Here is a 19,172-nt window from a genome sequence, read left to right as displayed (position 1 = left end):
AAGGAACCGAGCATCCGTGCGTACGTTAGTAGAAGACATCATCACATCCGCTATCAAATCCGCCATCGAATCTGGCGAGCTTCCCCTCGATGACCTGCCATCGGCACAGGTCGAGCGTCCTCGTGACCTTGCGCACGGCGATTGGGCGAGTTCCATTGCCATGCGATGCGCCAAGCAAGCGCACATGAATCCCCGTGACATCGCGCAGATTATCGTCGCGCATATTGCCGACGCGCCCGAAGTCGCCTCCGTCGAAATCGCCGGTCCCGGTTTCATCAACATCAAGCTCTCCGATGCCGCATTGCAAAACGTGTTTCGCGTGGTGCGTAGCGAGGACACGCGCTATGGCTCAAGTCATGACGGCGATGGCATCAAGGTCGACCTCGAGTTTATCTCCGCCAACCCGACAGGCCCCATGCATTTGGGGCATGGCCGTTGGGCGGCACTCGGTGATGCGATGGCAAACGTCCTTTCCTTTGCAGGCTACGATGTGACCCGCGAGTTCTACATCAACGACGCGGGCAACCAGATGGACATCTTCGCGGAGTCCGTGGCACTTCGCTACCTGCAGGTCGCACGCCTCATTGCCGAAGGCGCCGCCACGGATGTCGATGGCGCTTACGAGATCATCATCGAGAACATGGATTCGTATCGAGCCGAGCTTCCCGAAAACTGCTATGCCGGCGCCTACGTTATCGATATCGCCGGCATCATCTACGATGCAGAAGGCGCCGCCTGGGTCGATGCCGATGCCGACGAGCGCGCCGCGTACTTCAAGGAGCTCGCTTACAAGACGGTCTTCGAGCACACGAAGGAGCTGCTCGCGGGTTTTGGCCTCGAGTTCGACGTGTGGTATTCCGAGCGCAGCACCTATGCCACGGACGCCGACGGGGGCTCTCGTCTTACGCGCGCTCTCGATGCGCTGCGCGAGAGGGGATACCTCTACGACAAAGATGATGCCGTGTGGTTCAGGACCACGGAGTTCGGTGACGACAAGGACCGCGTGCTCGTCAAGGCCGACGGCAGCTATACCTATTTCGCGCCCGATATCGCCTATCACAAGAACAAGTTCGACCGCGGTTTCGATCGCTGCATCGACATCCTCGGTGCCGATCATCATGGCTATATCAAACGCATCCAATCGGTTGGCCATGTCTTCGACCATCCCGGTCAGCCCGAGGTCGTCATCGGCCAGATGGTTAACCTCTTTCGTAACGGCGAGCCCGTACGTATGTCCAAGCGCACGGGCGAGATGGTGAGCTTTGAGGAGGTCCTTGACGAGGTCGGAGCCGACGCCACGCGCTTCCTCATGCTCGCGCGCTCAACCGACCAGGCAATTGACTTCGATATCGAGCAAGCCAAGAAGCAGGATTCGACCAATCCCGTCTACTATGTTCAGTATGCTCATGCACGCATATGTTCGATCCTGCGCAAGGCCGCTGGTATCGAGGATGCAAACGCATCCGGAGCAAACCCTGATGCCATCGCCGCATCCCTTATCCCAGCCGATGCCGACCTCTCGCCGCTTACGCATGAGACAGAGCTTGCCCTTGCACGCCGCATCGACGAGTTTGGCGAGCTCGTCGCAGGATGCGCGCGTGACCTTGCCCCGTTCAGACTTACGCATTACGCGACGAGCCTCGCAAGCGAGTTCCACCAGTTCTATACCCAATGTCACGTCATCGGCGATGACGTGCGCCTCACGACGGCACGTCTCTACGTCTGTGACGCGACGCGTCGCGTCCTGAGAAACGCCCTGTCCCTGCTCGGTGTGTCGGCACCTACGAGCATGTAACAAAAGGAGAAGTTCAGCATGTCAATTGCACCAACACGCGAACATGTTCTGCCCGACTACATGAAGGCATCCGACCTCCTCAAGGTTGCTCCCATGAGCATGGAGGTCGAGGGCGACAAGGTGACGCTCGACGGCATCGATTTGCGCGATATCACCCGCGATTTCGGTACCGCTCTCTATGTCTACGACGAGGACCATATCCGCAAGCAGCTTTCAAGCTATCGCGATGAGTTCCGCACCTGCTATCCGCAAAGCGACATCGTCTATGCCGCCAAGGCCTTCTGCTGCGTTGCCATGGACAAGATCGTCGCCGAGGAGGATTGCTACATCGACGTGGCAAGCGGGGGAGAGCTCGCCATCGCCAAGGCGGCGGGATTTCCGATGAAGCATGTCTTCGCGCAGGGCAACAACAAGTCCCAACGCGAGATCGAGGAGTACATCGACGCCGGTGTCGCGTGCTTCGTGGTCGATACGCATGAGGAGATCGAACGCATCTCGACCTACGCGAGCGCACAGGGTGTCACCCAACGCATCATCATTCGCGTCTGCCCCGGTATCGAAGCTGACACGCATGCCTATATCCAGACGGCCAACGAGGATTCAAAGTTCGGCTTCAACATCCGTAACGGCGCGGCTGAGGAAGCGCTCGTCTACGCGTTGACGCTGCCCGGAGTCGAGGTCGCCGGGTTCCACTGCCACATCGGCTCGCAGATCTTCGAACTCACCTCCTATGTCGAGGCCATTAACACCATGTTCGGCTTCATGAACGACATGCGCCAGGCCCATGACTTCGTCGCGCAGATCTTCGACATGGGCGGCGGCCTTGGCATTCCCTACACCATCTACGATCGCCCCTCGACCATCGCGCAGTTCGCCCAGATTGCGACGGGCGCCATCCACGCCAATTGCAGCGAATACGATTACCCATATCCGCACATTTTCGTGGAGCCCGGTCGCTCCATCGTCGCGAACGCGGGCATCACGCTCTACACCGTCGGTTCGGTCAAGACGGTTCCCGGCATCTGCACCTACGTCGCCATCGATGGCGGTATGACGGATAACATCCGCACGGCGCTCTATGGGTCGAAGTACGAGGCGTTCGTCGTGGAACGTGCTGACAAGCCCCGTGACGTCATCTGCGACATCGTCGGCAAGCATTGCGAGTCGGGCGACGTCGTCGTGAAGAACGCCCCCCTGCAGGCATGTGAGGCTGGTGATCATATCTGCGTACTCGGCACCGGCGCGTATTGCAACGAGATGGCGAGCAACTATAACAAGCAGGTGCGTCCTGGCATCGTCTTCGTCCATGATGGCGTAGCTCGCGAGGTCGTGCGCCGTGAGACTTATGACGATCTGCTCGCACGTGACGTATGCTCAAATGCGTAGGCATTTTCAAAAGGAGATATGCATGAAGCAAGTGAAGCTCGGTCTGGTGGGATGCGGAACCGTCGGTGGCGGATTCATTCGCATATTGCAAAAGCACCACGATGATTTCATGAGGCATGCGGGCGTTGACATGGTGATTGCCAAGGCAACGACACGCACGCGCTCCAAGCTTGAAGCCCTTGGCATTCCCGATGGTGCAATCGTCGATTCATATGAGGATATCGTCAATGATCCGGATATCGACATCGTCATCGAGCTCATTGGCGGGACGGGCATGGCGGCTGACGTCGTGCTTGATGCCCTGCGCGCGGGGAAAAACGTGATCACCGCTAACAAGGCCCTCATGGCGACGCGTGGTGCGGAGATCTTCCATACCGCCGATGATCATGGCGTAGAAGTTGCCTTCGAGGCGTCCGTAGGCGGCGGCATTCCCATCATTCAACCTCTCAAGCATTCTCTCATCAGCAACGAGATCAATACCGTTCTTGGCATTGTCAACGGAACGACCAACTACATGCTCACCGAGATGGAACAGGGCCTCGATTACGACACGGTGCTCAAACGCGCGCAGGAACTCGGTTATGCCGAGGCTGATCCGACGGCCGACGTTGACGGCTACGACGCTGCCGCAAAAATCGCGATTCTCGCCTCTATCGCCTTCAACTCCCGCGTGACACTCGATGACGTCTTCACGCAGGGCATTCGCTCCATCGAGCCCGTGGATTTCAGGCATGCGGAGGATATGGGATACACCATCAAGCTGCTTGCCATCGCCCACAAGATCGATGGCGAGATTGATGTCCGCGTCCATCCGGCCATGATTCCCACGGACCATCAACTTGCCAATGTCAACGGTGTCTATAACGCCATCTACGTGACGGGCGATGCCGTGGGTGACTGCATGTTCTTCGGTGAGGGTGCGGGCGCAGGTCCTGCCGCATCGGCCGTCATGGGCGATGCCATCGAGGTTGCGCGTCACGTCGCCAACGACGTCAAGCCCATCGTCGGGTGCACCTGTACCGATAACCTGCCCTTGCGTGGCATCGGAAAGCTCGAGACCAAGTATTATCTGCGCCTACTTGTAAAGGACGAGCCTGGCGTGCTTGCTGCCATCAGCGAGATCTTCAGCCAGTACGATGTCTCCATTCGCAGCATGGTGCAACCCACGACGCATGGTGACGGCACCGCAGAGCTCATTTTCATGACGCATACGGCCAACGAGGCTCACTTCGAGGAAGCCCTCAAGGAAGTCAAGGCCCTGGCATGCGTCGCCCAGATCGGTACCATGATTCGCATCGAGGAGGACTAAGGTGACTCTGACCGAACAGGATGTGCGCGACATCGCCGAGTATGCGCGCATCGGCCTTACGGATGACGAGCTATCCGCGATGACGGTCGACCTCAACAACATCATCGAGACGCTCAAGCCCATCACCGAGTACGAGCTCGAGGGTGTCGAGCCGACCTTCCATCCCATCGGCAGCCTCTCAAACGTCATGCGCGAGGACGAGGTGGGGGAGTCCTTCGAGCGTGAGGTCGCGCTGTCGAACAGCGATTCCACAAGCGAAGGATGCTTCGAGATTCCCTCCATTCTTGGTGAGGGAGGCGATCGCTGATGCAGAACTATCCTCAACTGAGCGTTCGTGAAATCCACGAGGGCCTGCTGAATGCCCAGTTCAGCGCCCGCGAGCTCACGACGTCCGCCTTCGACGTGATCGATGCGCTTGACTCGAAGGTCCATGCGTTTCTCGAGCTCACCCCCGAGCTTGCCTACGAGCAAGCCGATGCCATCGATGCGGCTATCGCCGCCCGTGAACCCATCGGCATCCTCGCCGGCGTCCCCATCGCCTTCAAGGACAACATGAACCTCGTCGGCACGCACACGACCTGCGCATCACATATGCTCGAAACCTACGTGAGCCCGTTCACGGCAACCTGTGTCGCCAAAGCACTCGACGCAGGCGGCATCTGTCTGGGCAAGACGAATATGGACGAGTTCGCGTTTGGCTCATCGACCGAGACCTCGTACTTCGGGACGACGAGCAACCCCTGGGATCTCGAACGCGTGCCCGGCGGGTCTTCGGGTGGTTCGGCGGCTGCCGTTGCCGCGGGCATGGCGACGTTGTCGCTCGGCAGCGATACGGGCGGATCCATCCGCCAACCGGGAAGCTTCTGTGGCACGGTCGCCCTCAAGCCGAGCTATGGCGTGGTCAGTCGCTACGGCGTGGTTGCCTTTGGCAGCTCGCTTGATCAGGTCGGTCCCTTTGCCCGTAGCGTCGAGGATGCGGCATATGCGCTCAACGCGATTTCTGGACGTGACCCGCTCGATTGCACGAGCCAGCCCTGCGATATCGACTTTACCGCCAATCTCGATGCCGGCGTCAACGGCATGCGCATCGGCATCGTGCCCACCCTGCTCGAACTCGACGGCCTCACGTCTGAAGTCAAGCATGCTTTCGAGGAAAGCGTCGCGAGGCTCGAAGAGCTGGGAGCCACGATTGTCGAAGTCGAGCTGCCCAATGCGGCAGCCGCTATCAGCGCCTATTACGTGCTCGGGCCCTGCGAGGCGTTCTCGAACCTCTCGCGTTTCGATTCGGTGCGCTACGGACATCACGCCCACGGCAAGAATCTCGAGCAGCGTTACGAGGATAGCCGTGCCCAGGGCTTTGGCCCGGAGGCAAAGCGTCGCATCATGCTTGGTGCCTGGCTACTCGCGAGTGGCGTCTATGACGAGTACTACATCCCCGCGCAAAAGGTGCGCACGCTCATCACGGCAGATTACACGAAGGCGTTCGAGAAGGTCGACGCAATCGTGCTGCCCACGAGTCCGCGTACTGCCTTCAAGTTCGGCGAGGTGAGTGACCCTGCATCCATGTACCTCTCGGACATTTACACCATCAGCATCAACATCGCGGGTAACGGCGGAATGAGCCTGCCCGTTGCACTCGGCGAGGATTCCGGCCTGCCCATCGGTTTGCAAATCGTGGGCCCGCAGTTCCATGACGAGGTCATCCTGCGCGTGGGTGCTGCACTTGAGGCTGCGACCGTCGTTCCCCGCATCGCGCCGCTCGAGGAGGGAGGTCTCTCATGAAGGAACTGACTGAGGTCCTCAAGGACTGGGAAGCCGTCATCGGCCTCGAGGTTCATGCCGAGCTCACCACGCTCAAGACCAAGATGTTCTGCTCGTGCCCGATTGAGTTCGGCGCAGATCCGAATACGCACACTTGCCCGGTTTGCCTCGGCATGCCCGGCGCCCTGCCCGTGCCCAACAAGGCCGCCATCGAGAGCATCGTGCTCGCCGGCCTGGCGACCAACTGCGACATCGAGAAGCACACGATGTTCTATCGCAAGGGCTACTTCTACCCGGACATGGCCAAGAACTTCCAGACCACGCAGGGCCCACTCGCGTTCTGCATGCGCGGTCATCTTGACCTCGAACTTTCCGCCAAGGGCGCTGCCGAACGTGTCGATATTCCCAAGGACGAGGACGGATCGTATACGACGCGTATCGGCATCACGCGCATCCACATGGAAGAAGACGCGGGAAAGATGACGCATCTGGGTGGCTCGGAGGGCCGTATCGATGGCGCGGAGCGCTCGCTCGTCGATTACAATCGCGCCGGCACGCCGCTCATCGAGCTCGTCACCGAGCCCGACTTGCGTACACCGGAAGAAGCTCGTGCCTTCATGCAGAAGCTGCGTCAGATTTATCTCACGCTCGGCATCTCGGATTGCTCGATGGAAGAGGGCTCCTTGCGCGCCGATGGCAATGTCTCGTTGCGCCGTCGTGGATCGACGGAGCTTGGTACGAAGACGGAACTCAAGAACATCAACTCGTTCAAGAACCTTCACGATGGCCTTGCCTACGAGATCTGCCGCCAAGCCGAGGTGCTCGAGAGCGGTGGAGTCATCCGCCAGGAGACGCGTCACTGGGAGCCTGGCGCCAAGCGTACCATTGTCATGCGCGTCAAGGAGACGGCAGATGATTATCGCATGTTCCCCGATCCCGATCTGGCCCCCTTTGACCTTTCCGACGAATTCATCGAGACCGTGCGTGCCAAGCTTCCCGAGTTGCCTGATGCCAAGAAGCAGCGCTTCATGGAAAGCTATGGTCTGCCCGCCTATGATGCCGGCGAGCTTGCCGGTGATGTCGAAATCGCCGAGTTCTTCGAGGAGGCTGCCCACGACGAAGACGCGGCTGTCGCCAAGAAGATCGCAAACCTCATCATCAATGACGTGAGCGCGTGGACAAACGAAAACGCCACGACCGTCTCGAAGTCCGGTATCGCCCCGGCAGCGCTGGCAAAGCTTGCCAAGCTTCTGGCCGATGACACGATCAGCTCCAAACAGGGTAAGGAAGTTCTTGCCGCGCTCATCGGGGATGGCGTCGATCCCGAGGAGTACGTCAAGTCGCACGGTATGGAGCAGACAACCGACACAGGCGCCATCGAGCAGATGGTCGAGGAGCTCATGGCGGCAAATCCCGATAAGGTCGAAGCGTACCGTGGCGGAAAGACGGGTCTGCAGGGCTTTTTCATGGGGCAGGTCATGAAGCAGCTTGGCGGTCAAGGTAACCCCAAGGTCATCTCGGCGATCGTCACCGAAAAGCTCGAGGGATAGCCTTTCGCACCTATGATGGAAGCATGCGCCATATGCCCTCGTCATTGCCATGTTGATCGTACGAGAACACATGGCGTGTGCGGCGAGGGCGATGAGGTGCGTCTTGCACGCGCGGCGCTTCACTTCTGGGAGGAACCGCCCATCAGCGGTGAGTCGGGGAGTGGCACGGTGTTTTTCTCGGGCTGTCCGCTTCGCTGCGTCTACTGCCAGAACAAGGACATCGCACGTGGCAAAATAGGTCGCGCCGTCTCCATCGAGCGCCTGGCTCGCATCTTTCTCGAGCAGCAGGAGCGCGGAGCCCTCAACATCAACCTCGTGACGCCGACGCACTTTGTTCCGCAAATCAAAGCAGCCCTCGATCTTGCCCGTTCAGACGGGTTTTCGAGCAGACCGCTTGCCTTGCCCATCGTCTACAACACCAGTGGCTACGAGCTGCCCGAGGCCGTCGCTGAACTCGATGGCTACGTCGATGTCTTTCTCACCGACTTCAAGTACGCTTCGTCTGAGCTTGCCCAGCGCTATTCCGCAGCACCTGACTATCCGCATATCGCCTCTCGTGCTCTCGATGCCATGTTCGAGCTCGTGGGGCCGCTGCGCTATGACGAAACCGAGAGGGGGGAGGAGCGCCTCGTACGCGGCGTCGTCGTACGTCATCTCCTGCTCCCAGGACATCTCGAGGATTCCAAACGCGTTATGGAGCTGCTTGCCGCAAAGCCCTATCGCGATGACATGATCGTGAGCATCATGAACCAGTTCACACCTTCCGAGGAGCTTATTCGGGATTATCCGGAACTCGCCTCTCGTGTGAGCGAAGACGAATACGACGAGCTCATTGACTACGCCCTTGATTTAGACATCATGAATAGTTTTATGCAAGAAGGCGATACGGCTGACGAGTCCTTCATACCCGACTTCGATTACGAGGGGATATAGCCGTGCGCCATATCGACTATCTCATCGTCGGAGCTGGCCTTGCGGGGGCGACTTGCGCATATCTCCTGCATAAAGCAGGTTGTGACGTCATGCTCCTCGAACGTCTCGACGTCTTGAAAAAGTCCAAGCTCTGCGCTGGCCTTGTCACGCCCCGCGCCATGCGCGAACTCGACATGATATTCGACAATTGGTCTAATAAGCTTGTGAAGTCACAGTTCACGTCCATGCGCTGTGATGCAGCAGGCATCACGGTCGACCTCAATGGCATCGAGATGTGCAGTGTCGAGAGACGCGAGCTCGATGCGTTCGTACTCGATGCCTTTCGTGAGTGTGGGGGAGAGCTCGTCGACCGTTTTCATGTGCGTGCAATCGACTTCGATCAACATCGCCTTGAGGGAACGCGTGACGACGTGCAGGAGATTCTTGGCTATGGCACGCTCATCGCCGCCGATGGGGCGCTTTCATACGTACGAAAGGCGCTCACCGGTAGCACACCCGACGCGATTCTCTCGCTTGAGACTATGGTCACAAACACGGGTGCGCCGCTTACGATGGACTACGAGGACGGCTTCATCGGGTACTCCTGGTACGCACCTTGCGGCGACGTCGCCAAACTCGGCTGCTGCGCCTATGCAGGCGAGCCCGACCTCGACGTCCGCCTTCGGGCATTCGCCAACCAGATGGACGTCGAATACGAGACGCGGCGCGGCGCCTTCATTCCAACCGGAAGCGACATCCTGCTCGAGCGTGACGGCGTCTATTTCATCGGCGATGCGGCGAGCCTCATCGCGCCACCTTCTGGCGAGGGTATCTACCATGCGCTTCATTCGGCACGTATGCTCGCGCGTGCGCTCGTCAACAAGGCAAGCTACCGTGCACTCATGCAGCCTGTCGTCACCGAGATACGCCGTCAGTACAAGTTGCGCAATCTCTTCTTCGACACGCGCTTCATGCGTTGCGGCATCAGACTTGCGGATGCCACGCCTTACGGTGCCGAGCGCGCCGTCAAGTTCGCCCTCAAGCATTTCGCGGGGTACTAAGAAGGGGTCCGGATAAACCGGACCCCTTCGCTTATGCAATGCATGTCGCGTAAGGCTACTCGCGTTTCTTCTCATCTTGCTCCTGATCGAGAAGCTCGATCTCCTCGACATTGGCGCCCGCGACGATCTCGCGACGCGTGCTTGCCTTTGCATCGGGCATCGCCTCGATCTCGGCATAGAGCTCGCGATCGGTACCGGACTCGGGACTCGGCGGATTGACCTCGAAGGGCACTGCCCTGGTGAACAAGCTCACGACCGGCACGATGATGATCGAGAGAATCATCGCGATGGCACCGGCATTGATGGGGGAAGCAATGAGCGGCGTGCCGACAAAGCCCATGATCATGTTCACGGTCGTCAGGCCCACACCGACGATGAAACTCGCCCACACGGCGGCCTTGCTGATGCGCTTGCTGTACAGACCCCACAGCATCGGGCCGAGGAAGGCGCCGGCCAAAGCACCCCAGGAAATGCCCATGAGCTGTGCAATCCAAGTTACGGAACTTTGGTACTGGAACACCGCGATAAGAGCGGAGATGGCCACGAAGACGACAAGTAGCGCGCGAATCCAGACGATTTGCTTCTTCTCGTTCATGTCCTTGACGATGTTACCCTTGATGAGGTCGAGCGTGAGCACCGAGCTCGAGGTGAGCACGAGCGAAGACAGCGTGCTCATCGACGCCGAGAGCACGAGCACAATGACGAGGCCGATGAGGAAATCGGGCAAGTTCGACAGCATCGTCGGGATGATGGAGTCGTAGACCGGCGTGCCGTTGGCAGCATAGGCGATCTGGTCGCCGAAGAGCTGGCCGAAGCCACCGAGGAAGTAGCTGCCACCGGCGATTACGAAAGCGAAGACCGTGGAGATGATGGCGCCCTGCTTGATGGCCGGACCAGACTTGATGGCATAGAACTTCTGCACCATCTGCGGCAGGCCCCAGGTGCCAAGCGATGTCAGGATGACGACACCCATCAAGTTGAGGAAATCGGGGCCGAGGAAGCTCGTGAAGGCACCCAGCTGTTCGGTACCTGGTGCCTGAATCTGGGAAAGCTGAACGACGGCTTCGGAAAGTCCTCCCTGCGTTTGCAGAACCGCGATGATGACGGCCGTGATACCGACGAGCATGACGATGCCCTGCAGAAAGTCGTTGACGACCGTGGCCATGTAACCGCCCAACACGACGTATATGCATGTCACGACGGCCATGCCGATGACACACCACTCGTAGGGTACGCCGAACGCCATCGTGAACAGACGCGACAGGCCATTGTATACCGACGCGGTGTAGGGGATGAGGAACACGAAGATGATGGCTGCCGATGCGATTCGCAGTCCCTTGCTCTGGTAGCGCTTGCCGAAGAACTCGGGCATGGTCGAGGCCTTGAGTCGCTGCGTGACCTCGCGCGTGCGCGGACCGAGCACCCACCAGGCAAGCAAACTGCCAATCACGGCGTTGCCAATACCCGCCCAGGTCGCGGCCATGCCGTACTTCCAGCCAAATTGGCCAGCGTAGCCGATGAACACGACGGCGCTGAAGTAGGCGGTGCCGTAGGCGAAGGCCGAAAGCCAAGGACCGACGTTACGACCACCGAGAATGAAGCCGTCGACATCGCGTGAGGCGGCACGGCGCGTGTAGATGCCGACGCCAACCGCGATGGCTATGAATATGATGATGAGTAGTATTTTGACGAACATGCTCTTTCCTTCTCACGGTAGTACAACGAACAGGCGGAGGCGCACACGACAAGGACATCAAGCGCACGCGAGACATGGAGTGTCGGCACGTGCATCCCGCCGTGTGCTAGAGGTATCGATAATAGGAAAAGATGGAGGCAAACGAGAGCGCGCTGGCATGCACGGCCGCACCGTGATGCCTCGGTATGTTCACTCGATCGTTCAATGGTCCTCCAAATCAGATTGCGAACACTATAGACCACTTTTGCACGCTGTAGTAGTAAATTACTCGATTTTTTTGCATATTCGCCTTCAGAAGATATGATGGACGACATGAAATGGAGCGTCTGGTGCGAGGGAGGTGACGTGCGCGCTCTCAAAGTCACATTGAGCATGGGCTTGACCCTTGCGATTATGGTGCTCATCTTCTGCTTCTCGGCACAAAGCGGAGGAGAGTCGGGATCGCTGAGCGATTCGATTGCACGCATGCTTGCATCCACCTTCGTCGGAGGATTCGACACCATGCCGATTGAGCAACAAACGCAGATCATCGCCCAGATGTCCTGGCCCATACGTAAGACCGCACACGCATCCGAGTATGCTTGTCTCGCCATATCGCTCGTGATCACATGTTGGCAGCTTTACGCCTGGCGCTGCGATAAGAAAGCGGCCATGTCGTCGCTTGGACGACGCGTGGCGCTTGTGGGTGTTGCGGCATTTGTCATCGCGGTGCTCTATGCGTGCAGCGACGAGATTCACCAGCTTTTCATCGACGGACGTGCAGGACAAGTTGCCGACGTGCTCGTGGATGCCTCGGGAGCGGCCATCGGCTGCCTGCTAATGTGTCTGGTAATGCATGCGTTCCTGAAGAGGCGTCTCGCGAAGAGGGAGAGCGCCTGTTGATTCAGCCTCGTGTGATGCACTTTGTGTCGAAATACATAAGTTCCCATAAGATACATTATCAGACATACAGTAATTGAAGATAGAAAAGCTCCGAACATGTAGAGGCGCACGTAAGCGGCTACATGTTCGGAGCCTGTGAGAATACGCTACTTACCGGTGGAGCCGAATCCGCCAGAAGAACGCTCGGTTTCGTCAAGCTCGTTTACCTCGAGCAGCTCGACAACGGGAACCTCTTGAATGACAAGCTGCGCAACGCGGTCTCCACGTTTGATGGCAATTTCGCTCTGCGTGTCTGTATTGAGTCCGATCACGCCGATCTCTCCGCGATACCCGCTATCTATGAGTCCCGGTGTGTTCACGATGGAGAAACCCTGCTTGGCAGCCAAACCGCTACGCGGCTGCACGAAGCCTGCATAACCCCGAGGAATGGCAATGGCAATGCCCGTTGGAATCATAACGCGCTGTCCTGGCTGCAGGGTCACGTCCTTGGCTGCATAGAGGTCAAGCCCCGCATCACCCGGATTTGCGTATGCGGGCGTTGGCAGCCCTTCATCAAGCTTTTTGAGTTTAAGCGTGATGGTCTTACTCATCTTCTAGCTCCTGAACGTCGGTGGCCGATGCTGCGTCAGCTGCGCTTTCGGTCAGGCTCTCAAGCTCTTCGCGCAGCTCGTCGATATCCTTGAAGTCCTTGTAGACCGAGGCGAAACGAATATATGCAACCTTATCCAAATCACCCAATCTTATGAGAACTTGGTCTCCCAAGGACGAAGAAGGGATAGGTCCTCGATATGTGTTGCGAATATCATTTTCGACCATGTCGACAAAGGCTTCGAGTGTATGAAGCGAAACATTGCGTTTGGCGGTTGCCGAAAGCAGGCTCTTGAGAAGCTTGGAGCGATCGAAAGGCTCGATGTGCTCGTCTCGCTTGAGAACCATGATAGGTTCCTCTTCCCTTCTCTCGAAGGTCGTGAAACGTGTTCCGCACTCGAGACATTCTCTCCTGCGTTTTATGCTTGCTCCGTCGTCAAATGAACGCGAATCGATTACCCGGGATTCTTTACAGCTGCAGTTTGGGCAAAGCATCCGTTCTCCTCACTTTGCGTTGAATTATCAAGTAGCGTGATTCTAACAGAGAACGACGGTCTTACGGCCGAGCTTGCACGAGCGTTTGCCCCAGCTGCCTCCCCTTTTTACATGAAGGAGAAGACGAAAAGAGCGCCTATGGCTACGGTGCATGCAGCGAAGGCAAAGACTCGCTCACGCATGCCGTTGAGGAAAACGTGACGCATGCGCGAATCGAGCACGTCGTGCACATCCGAGGAAAAATCACCGCCGTGTAAATAGCCGAACGCCATATCTGCCATACGGTCTAATAGCGATTCACGTGTGCGTGGCATGCCCTGGATAACGGTAAGCTGCGGCTGTACATTGACTGATGTGAGCATCATGCTGGCTTCTTGCGTGCGGAGAGCGTTCATGTTGACCTCCTATTTGCTTCATTTACGTGCTCGTTTGTTATACCCGTTACCTGTGACACGGTTTTAAACCGAACATCTGTTCTCGATATATAATATACGAACATTTGTTTGATGCCAATAAAAAAACGAACATCTGTTTGTAATTAACGAGAGTTTCGTCTAAACTCTTCGATAACGAGTCCAGGAGGATGGCATGGATAACGAAAAGCTCACCAAGCGCCAACAACAGATACTTGATTACATTCGAAAGTGCATCGAGGTAAAGCACTATCCCCCATCCGTGCGTGAGATTGGTCAGGCCATTGGCCTGTCTTCACCCTCCACTGTGCATGCGCATCTCAACGCGCTTGAGGCAAAGGGATATATCAGGCGTGACGGGGCTAAATCACGGTCCATGGTCATTACGGGGTCAGAGCAAGAACAGAAGACGCCGGCAAGCAATACGTCGGCTACGCAGTTCAACGAGCATTCGCTCGTTCAGCTTCCCCTGGTCGGGCGCGTTGCCGCAGGCACACCCATTCTTGCCGAGCAAAACATAGAAGAGGAGGTGCCGCTGCCCACCTCGCTCTTCGGCGATCGCAATTCGTTTTTGCTCACGGTGCACGGCGACTCCATGATCAATGCTGGTATCTTCGATGGCGACACGCTTCTCGTGCGTGAGCAGAACACAGCCAATAACGGGGATATCGTCGTTGCGATGATTGATGATGGTGCAACGGTCAAGACCTACTACAAGGAAAAGGATTGCATACGTCTGCAGCCACACAATGATGCCATGGAGCCAATCTTCACGCGCGATGCGCAGATTCTCGGCGTTGTTACCGGTTTGTTCCGGAGCTATTAGTCCCTATGCAATTTCAAACTGCTTGAACTGGCTCACGAGCGACGCGGGCAGGCACACTTCGAGGCAGATTCCATCCGCTTCATAGCTTTCATGATTTACGCACGCTTGCTCATGTGCAATGGTGACATATCGTCCCTGGTCATAGGGTATGCATACATGCATGGATGCATAACGGCTCTCGAGTTCTGTCTCGAGTCTGGCGCGCAAGTCACTCATCCCCACGCCTGTCTTGGCAGAGAGGAATACGGCTTCGGGATAGAGGTCTCGCAAATGCCCGAGCTCCTCGCTGCGCTCATGTTCGAGCAAATCTATCTTGTTGAAGACCGTGAGTCGGGGAATATCAGATGCACCGATCTGGCCGAGTACGTCTTTGACGGCTTTGAGCTGGGCATCGCGCTGTGTTGAAGCAGCATCAACCGTGAGCAGAACGAGGTCGGCTTCACGCACCTCATCGAGTGTCGAATGAAATGCCTCGACGAGATTATGTGGAAGCTTCTGAATAAAACCGACGGTGTCGGTCAGCGTTACCTTACTGGCACCGGGCAAGTCGAGCACACGCGTTGTCGAGTCGAGCGTCGCAAACAGCTTGTCATATGCAAGTACATCCGAACCCGTAAGAGCGTTCATGAGGCTCGATTTGCCGGCGTTGGTATAGCCAGCCAGGGCAACGCGAAAAACACCAGATTGCTTGCGATGCTTGCGCTGTGTGTTCCTGCTGCTCTCAAGACTGGCGAGCTCGCGACGTATGCGCCCGATTCGCTTGCGCACGAGACGCCTGTCAACTTCGAGCTGGGATTCGCCCTCACCGAAGCGCGAACCGACGCCGCCACCCATGCGATGTGCGGCCAGATGGCTCCACATGCCACGCAGTCGCGGATAGAGGTATTGGTTTTGGGCGAGCTTAACCTGCAGGCGACCCTCTCGGCTTGTTGCGTGCAGGGCGAAGATATCAAGGATGAGCGCCGTTCGATCGATAACCTTGACGGGTTTCCCGACGATGCGCTCGAGATTGCTTTGCTGGGAGGGCGAAAGCTCGTCGTCGAGTATAACGACGTCGGCATGGAGCGCATGTACGCATTCTGCGAGCTCCTCGGCCTTGCCAGCCCCGATAAAGGTGCGCGGATTGGGCGCATCGAGCTTCTGGGACATCGTATGCACGACCTCGGCACCCGCAGTCTGGACGAGGCGCTCAAGCTCGGCCATGGACTCGGCCAATGGCCAGTCGGGGTCTCCGCGATCGATACCGACGAGTATGGCCCGCTCAGGTGACTCCTCGGTGACAACTTCGAACTTCGGACGCGGCATACGTGCGTGGACCTAGAGCTCGAAGCTACCGGTAAAGCTTTCGGCGGCCGGGCCGGTCATCATGACATGGCCATCGCTTTCGCGCCACTCGATCTGCAAGGTACCACCGATGAGTTCGAGCTTGACCTTTCGCGGCGTGTGACCGCATATGTGCGCAGCGACAGCCGTCGCACAAGCTCCCGTGCCACAGGCAAGCGTCTCACCACAACCACGTTCCCACACGCGCATGTGAATGGTATCGCCATCGACCCACGCGAACTCGACATTCGTACCTTCGGGGAAGGCCTCGCAGGTCTCGATAAGGGGGCCAAGCGAGTTGACGAGCTCGAGATCTCTCTTGTCAACGAAGGTCACGGCATGAGGATTGCCCATCGAAACGCAGGTGAAGCGCAACATGCGCCCGTCAAGATAGAACTCCGCATCACATGCGACACGCCCGAACGGCGTCTCGGTGCCACCAAAGGTCGTCGGAACTTCAAGCGGTTCGAGTATGGGAGCACCCATGTCGACGGTGGCACAGGCAAGCTTGCCGTTATCATCGAGCGTGAAGCTGATGGGCTTGGGGCCGGCAAGTGTATCGGCGATGAAGCTTCCTGCCTGCGAATCGATGATATTGCGGTCGACGAGGAACTTCGCGAAACAACGCACGCCGTTGCCGCACATTTGCGCCTTGGTGCCATCGGAGTTGTAGTAATCCATGTATGCGGCACACTCTGGCCGTGGAGAGGGCTTGACGATAATCACGCCATCGGCACCGACGCCGAAATGCCTATCGCAGACTGCCGCAATCTGGTCTGGGGTGAGAGTAATCCTGTCATTCAGGTCCTCAATCATGACAAAGTCATTGCCAAGGCCATTGAGCTTCGCAAAATCGTATCTCATGTTTGGGCAGCCCTTTCAATCTCGTCTATCGTACGTTGCACCAGTGTATCAGTAATCCCCTCATCGGCATGTAACCATATGATTTCGGAGTCGCGTCGCAGCCAGGAAAGCTGCCGTTTGGCATAGCGTCGCGTTGCCTGCTTGACCTGTGCGATGGCTTCATCGAACGTGATATCGCCTTCCAGATACGCGACGATTTCCTTGTAGCCAATGGCCTGCGGAGCCGTGAGACCATCACGGAAGCCCTCATCGAGCAAATGTCGTACCTCGTCGACAAGGCCGCTCTCGATCATGACATCGACACGTTTGTCGATACGTTCATAAAGCATCTGTCGTTCGACGTCGAGGGCCAACTTGATGCTTGATATGCGGGCGGGCAGCGTGGCAAAGGCCCGCTTGCGCTCGGCATAGCTCTCCCCTTCCTCGAGCATTTCGAATGCCCGAATGACACGTCGCACGTTATGGGGATGGATGAGCGCAGCGCTCTCGGGATCTCGTTGCCCAAGCAGCTCGTGAAGGACATCGCTGCCGAGTTCCTCGAGCATGTGCATGTACTTCAGCCGAACAGGATTCTCCGTATCCCCCGGAGCAAAGTCCATGTCATCGAGAGCGGCACGTACGTAAAAGCCGGTACCTCCGCAGATGATGGGCAGACGCCCGCGCAAACGTATGTCCTCGATGGCGGCACGTGCATCATGCTGAAATAGGGCGGCGGAATAGGGTTCTCCGGGATCGAGAATGTCGATGCAGTGATAGGCGACCGCACGCTCGGATGCTGGCACCTTGGCTGTTCCGATATCCATGCCACGATAGATTTGCATGGAGTCGGCCGAGATGATCTCTCCGCCAAGGATTGCGGCGACACGCTCGGCGAGTTCGGATTTTCCCGAGGCAGTCGCCCCCTGGACGCATACGACCTTATCGCAAATATTCGACATCAGACGATTGCTCCTTGCAGGTAGTTTGTCGTCGCGTCATCAATGCGAACGTCAACGATCTGCCCGATGACGTCTTCGATGCGCATGCCATCTGCAAGGGGCGCATGCACGGTCTGAAGTTTGGGGCTCTTTCCCGCCAGAACGCCTGCATCACGTCGCGAGCTCGCATCCACGAGCACGGGCAGGATGCGACCGACTTCGCGCCTGTTCTCCGCAAGCGAGCTTGCCTGGGCAAGCTCCTCAAGGCGTTCGAACCGCCCCTGCAAGACCTCGCGCGGCGTGTCATCGGGCATCGTTGCCGCCGGCGTCCCCGGTCGTTTCGAGTAGATGAAGCGGAACATCTGCCCATAGCCGACTTCCTTAACAACGTCGAGGGTAGCTGCGAAGTCCTCTTCAGTCTCGCCCGGAAAACCGATGATGATATCCGTGGAAAGCGAGATATCGGGACGGGCGGATCGCAGATCACACACCAGGTCAAGATAATGCTCGACGGTATAAGAGCGGTTCATGGCGCGTAGAATGCGATTTGAACCCGATTGCAGCGGCAGATGGAGCTGCGGCATGATATTGGGATACGTTGCCATGGCCTCGATGGTCTCTGGAAGTAGATCCTTGGGATGGCTCGTCACGAAGCGCACCCGATCGACACCCGACTCCCCCGCCAGCGAAAGCACCTCGGCAAAACGCGGCGTGCCGTAAAGATCGCGTCCATACGAGTTGACGTTTTGACCAAGCAGAGTCACCTCGCGTATGCCTTCGTCAGCAAGCATGGCTAGCTCAGCTGCGACATCGTCGAGCGGGCGTGACATCTCGCGGCCACGTACGTAGGGCACGATGCAATAGCTGCAGAAGTTGTCGCAGCCGGTCATGATGGGGACCCAGGCATGCCATGGCTTCTCGCGACGCACCGGCAAATCGCTCGAGAAGCCGTCGTTCACGTCGATCGTCTCGATCTGCGGCTCACCCGTCGCAAGGCGACGCTGTATCAAATCGACAAGATGCCCGAGGTTATGCGTCCCGAAGACGATATCCACGTGCGATAGCTCGTCACGCAGTGCTGCGCCCTCGAGCTGTCCGACGCATCCTCCCACGGCGATGATGCGTTTGGTCTTATGTGCGTTGGGAACGTTCTTGATCGATGCGACCTGCCCCATGAGTCGCAACTCGGCCTTTTCGCGTACGCAGCAGGTCAAGAAGACAGCGATGTCTGCCTCCTCAATGGCGAGCACTGGCAGCGCGCCCGCCTCCTCGAGCATGCCCGAGACGCGTTCGGCATCGTTCTCGTTCATCTGACAGCCAAAGGTACGCTGCCAATACGTCATACCCGCAAGGGGTCGTCTCTCGTCTACTTCGGTCATCTGTTGTATGCCCCG

General features: G+C 57.8%; 18 protein-coding genes. 10 read left to right on the top strand and 8 right to left on the bottom strand.

Annotated features, from left to right (window positions below):
• The first annotated feature begins 16 nt into the window (after nucleotides 1-16).
• From DBY20_04095 to DBY20_04060, 8 genes are read left to right on the top strand one after another with little or no spacing between them, the layout of a single operon-like run.
• Nucleotides 17-1,795: an arginine--tRNA ligase gene (locus DBY20_04095; protein PWL79066.1), complete on the top strand. Its 1,779-nt coding sequence runs from the start codon at nucleotides 17-19 to the stop codon at nucleotides 1,793-1,795.
• Nucleotides 1,796-1,813: 18 nt separating this feature from the next.
• A complete protein-coding gene (gene lysA / locus DBY20_04090) occupies nucleotides 1,814-3,181 on the top strand; it encodes a diaminopimelate decarboxylase (protein ID PWL79065.1) in 1,368 nt (455 codons plus the stop codon).
• A gap of 22 nt (nucleotides 3,182-3,203) precedes the next feature.
• Nucleotides 3,204-4,490 (top strand): homoserine dehydrogenase, encoded by a 1,287-nt coding sequence (locus tag DBY20_04085; protein PWL79064.1) that lies wholly within the window; start codon nucleotides 3,204-3,206, stop codon nucleotides 4,488-4,490.
• Between the two features lies 1 nt (nucleotide 4,491).
• Nucleotides 4,492-4,797 (top strand): Asp-tRNA(Asn)/Glu-tRNA(Gln) amidotransferase GatCAB subunit C, encoded by a 306-nt coding sequence (locus tag DBY20_04080; GenBank protein PWL79063.1) that lies wholly within the window; start codon nucleotides 4,492-4,494, stop codon nucleotides 4,795-4,797.
• Nucleotides 4,797-6,272, top strand: coding sequence for an Asp-tRNA(Asn)/Glu-tRNA(Gln) amidotransferase GatCAB subunit A (locus tag DBY20_04075; GenBank protein ID PWL79062.1), 1,476 nt, complete (start codon nucleotides 4,797-4,799; stop codon nucleotides 6,270-6,272). The genes DBY20_04080 and DBY20_04075 overlap by 1 nt, the downstream gene beginning before the upstream one ends.
• Nucleotides 6,269-7,801, top strand: a complete 1,533-nt coding sequence (locus DBY20_04070) for an Asp-tRNA(Asn)/Glu-tRNA(Gln) amidotransferase GatCAB subunit B (protein PWL79061.1) — start codon at nucleotides 6,269-6,271, stop codon at nucleotides 7,799-7,801. The genes DBY20_04075 and DBY20_04070 overlap by 4 nt, the downstream gene beginning before the upstream one ends.
• Before the next feature lie 15 nt (nucleotides 7,802-7,816).
• The gene (locus DBY20_04065) at nucleotides 7,817-8,734 is read left to right on the top strand and encodes a radical SAM protein (GenBank protein PWL79415.1); all 918 of its coding nucleotides are present in this window, start codon (nucleotides 7,817-7,819) and stop codon (nucleotides 8,732-8,734) included.
• Nucleotides 8,731-9,774 (top strand): hypothetical protein, encoded by a 1,044-nt coding sequence (locus DBY20_04060; GenBank protein PWL79060.1) that lies wholly within the window; start codon nucleotides 8,731-8,733, stop codon nucleotides 9,772-9,774. Before DBY20_04065 ends, DBY20_04060 begins: the two co-directional genes overlap by 4 nt.
• Before the next feature lie 55 nt (nucleotides 9,775-9,829).
• Here DBY20_04060 and DBY20_04055 read toward each other — a convergent pair whose 3' ends face one another.
• Complete coding sequence (locus tag DBY20_04055; GenBank protein ID PWL79059.1) at nucleotides 9,830-11,470, bottom strand: sodium:solute symporter; 1,641 nt, start codon at nucleotides 11,468-11,470, stop codon at nucleotides 9,830-9,832.
• A gap of 300 nt (nucleotides 11,471-11,770) precedes the next feature.
• Here DBY20_04055 and DBY20_04050 point away from each other — a divergent pair, with 300 nt between their 5' ends.
• Entirely contained in the window at nucleotides 11,771-12,352 is a 582-nt protein-coding gene (locus DBY20_04050; GenBank protein PWL79058.1) for an acetobutylicum phosphotransbutyrylase, read from the top strand.
• Nucleotides 12,353-12,498: 146 nt separating this feature from the next.
• Here DBY20_04050 and DBY20_04045 read toward each other — a convergent pair whose 3' ends face one another.
• From DBY20_04045 to DBY20_04035, 3 genes are all read right to left on the bottom strand, one after another.
• Complete coding sequence (locus DBY20_04045; protein PWL79057.1) at nucleotides 12,499-12,942, bottom strand: dUTP diphosphatase; 444 nt, start codon at nucleotides 12,940-12,942, stop codon at nucleotides 12,499-12,501.
• Entirely contained in the window at nucleotides 12,935-13,435 is a 501-nt protein-coding gene (locus tag DBY20_04040; protein PWL79056.1) for a transcriptional regulator NrdR, read from the bottom strand. Before DBY20_04040 ends, DBY20_04045 begins: the two co-directional genes overlap by 8 nt.
• Nucleotides 13,436-13,542: 107 nt before the next feature.
• Nucleotides 13,543-13,830, bottom strand: coding sequence for a hypothetical protein (locus DBY20_04035; GenBank protein ID PWL79055.1), 288 nt, complete (start codon nucleotides 13,828-13,830; stop codon nucleotides 13,543-13,545).
• Between the two features lie 193 nt (nucleotides 13,831-14,023).
• Between DBY20_04035 and DBY20_04030 the strand changes: the two genes are divergently transcribed.
• A complete protein-coding gene (locus tag DBY20_04030; protein PWL79054.1) occupies nucleotides 14,024-14,674 on the top strand; it encodes a transcriptional repressor LexA in 651 nt (216 codons plus the stop codon).
• A gap of 3 nt (nucleotides 14,675-14,677) precedes the next feature.
• Here DBY20_04030 and hflX read toward each other — a convergent pair whose 3' ends face one another.
• The 4 genes from hflX to DBY20_04010 are packed head-to-tail and all read right to left on the bottom strand — an operon-like array spanning nucleotide 14,678 to nucleotide 19,121.
• Complete coding sequence (gene hflX, locus DBY20_04025) at nucleotides 14,678-15,979, bottom strand: GTPase HflX (protein PWL79053.1); 1,302 nt, start codon at nucleotides 15,977-15,979, stop codon at nucleotides 14,678-14,680.
• A 12-nt stretch (nucleotides 15,980-15,991) separates the two neighbouring features.
• Nucleotides 15,992-16,861, bottom strand: a complete 870-nt coding sequence (locus DBY20_04020; GenBank protein PWL79052.1) for a diaminopimelate epimerase — start codon at nucleotides 16,859-16,861, stop codon at nucleotides 15,992-15,994.
• Nucleotides 16,858-17,790, bottom strand: a complete 933-nt coding sequence (locus tag DBY20_04015) for a tRNA (adenosine(37)-N6)-dimethylallyltransferase MiaA (GenBank protein PWL79414.1) — start codon at nucleotides 17,788-17,790, stop codon at nucleotides 16,858-16,860. Before DBY20_04015 ends, DBY20_04020 begins: the two co-directional genes overlap by 4 nt.
• An 8-nt stretch (nucleotides 17,791-17,798) precedes the next feature.
• Nucleotides 17,799-19,121: a tRNA (N6-isopentenyl adenosine(37)-C2)-methylthiotransferase MiaB gene (locus DBY20_04010; protein PWL79051.1), complete on the bottom strand. Its 1,323-nt coding sequence runs from the start codon at nucleotides 19,119-19,121 to the stop codon at nucleotides 17,799-17,801.
• Nucleotides 19,122-19,172: the final 51 nt, after the last annotated feature.

It is taken from the genome of Coriobacteriia bacterium (genome assembly GCA_003149935.1).
Taxonomy (GTDB): Bacteria; Actinomycetota; Coriobacteriia; order Coriobacteriales; family QAMH01; genus QAMH01.
This window is presented reverse-complemented; position numbering and strand designations above follow the sequence as displayed.

Excerpts from the sequence above, each read along its gene's own strand:
- lysA (PWL79065.1), top strand. The coding sequence starts at position 1,814 with ATGTCAATTGCACCAACACGCGAACATGTTCTGCCCGACTACATGAAG.
- DBY20_04085 (PWL79064.1), top strand. The coding sequence starts at position 3,204 with ATGAAGCAAGTGAAGCTCGGTCTGGTGGGATGCGGAACCGTCGGTGGC.
- DBY20_04075 (PWL79062.1), top strand. The coding sequence starts at position 4,797 with ATGCAGAACTATCCTCAACTGAGCGTTCGTGAAATCCACGAGGGCCTG.
- DBY20_04070 (PWL79061.1), top strand. The coding sequence starts at position 6,269 with ATGAAGGAACTGACTGAGGTCCTCAAGGACTGGGAAGCCGTCATCGGC.
- DBY20_04065 (PWL79415.1), top strand. The coding sequence starts at position 7,817 with ATGGAAGCATGCGCCATATGCCCTCGTCATTGCCATGTTGATCGTACG.
- DBY20_04055 (PWL79059.1), bottom strand. The coding sequence starts at position 11,470 with ATGTTCGTCAAAATACTACTCATCATCATATTCATAGCCATCGCGGTT.
- DBY20_04050 (PWL79058.1), top strand. The coding sequence starts at position 11,771 with ATGATGGACGACATGAAATGGAGCGTCTGGTGCGAGGGAGGTGACGTG.
- DBY20_04045 (PWL79057.1), bottom strand. The coding sequence starts at position 12,942 with ATGAGTAAGACCATCACGCTTAAACTCAAAAAGCTTGATGAAGGGCTG.
- DBY20_04040 (PWL79056.1), bottom strand. The coding sequence starts at position 13,435 with ATGCTTTGCCCAAACTGCAGCTGTAAAGAATCCCGGGTAATCGATTCG.
- DBY20_04035 (PWL79055.1), bottom strand. The coding sequence starts at position 13,830 with ATGAACGCTCTCCGCACGCAAGAAGCCAGCATGATGCTCACATCAGTC.
- DBY20_04030 (PWL79054.1), top strand. The coding sequence starts at position 14,024 with ATGGATAACGAAAAGCTCACCAAGCGCCAACAACAGATACTTGATTAC.
- hflX (PWL79053.1), bottom strand. The coding sequence starts at position 15,979 with ATGCCGCGTCCGAAGTTCGAAGTTGTCACCGAGGAGTCACCTGAGCGG.
- DBY20_04020 (PWL79052.1), bottom strand. The coding sequence starts at position 16,861 with ATGAGATACGATTTTGCGAAGCTCAATGGCCTTGGCAATGACTTTGTC.
- DBY20_04010 (PWL79051.1), bottom strand. The coding sequence starts at position 19,121 with ATGACGTATTGGCAGCGTACCTTTGGCTGTCAGATGAACGAGAACGAT.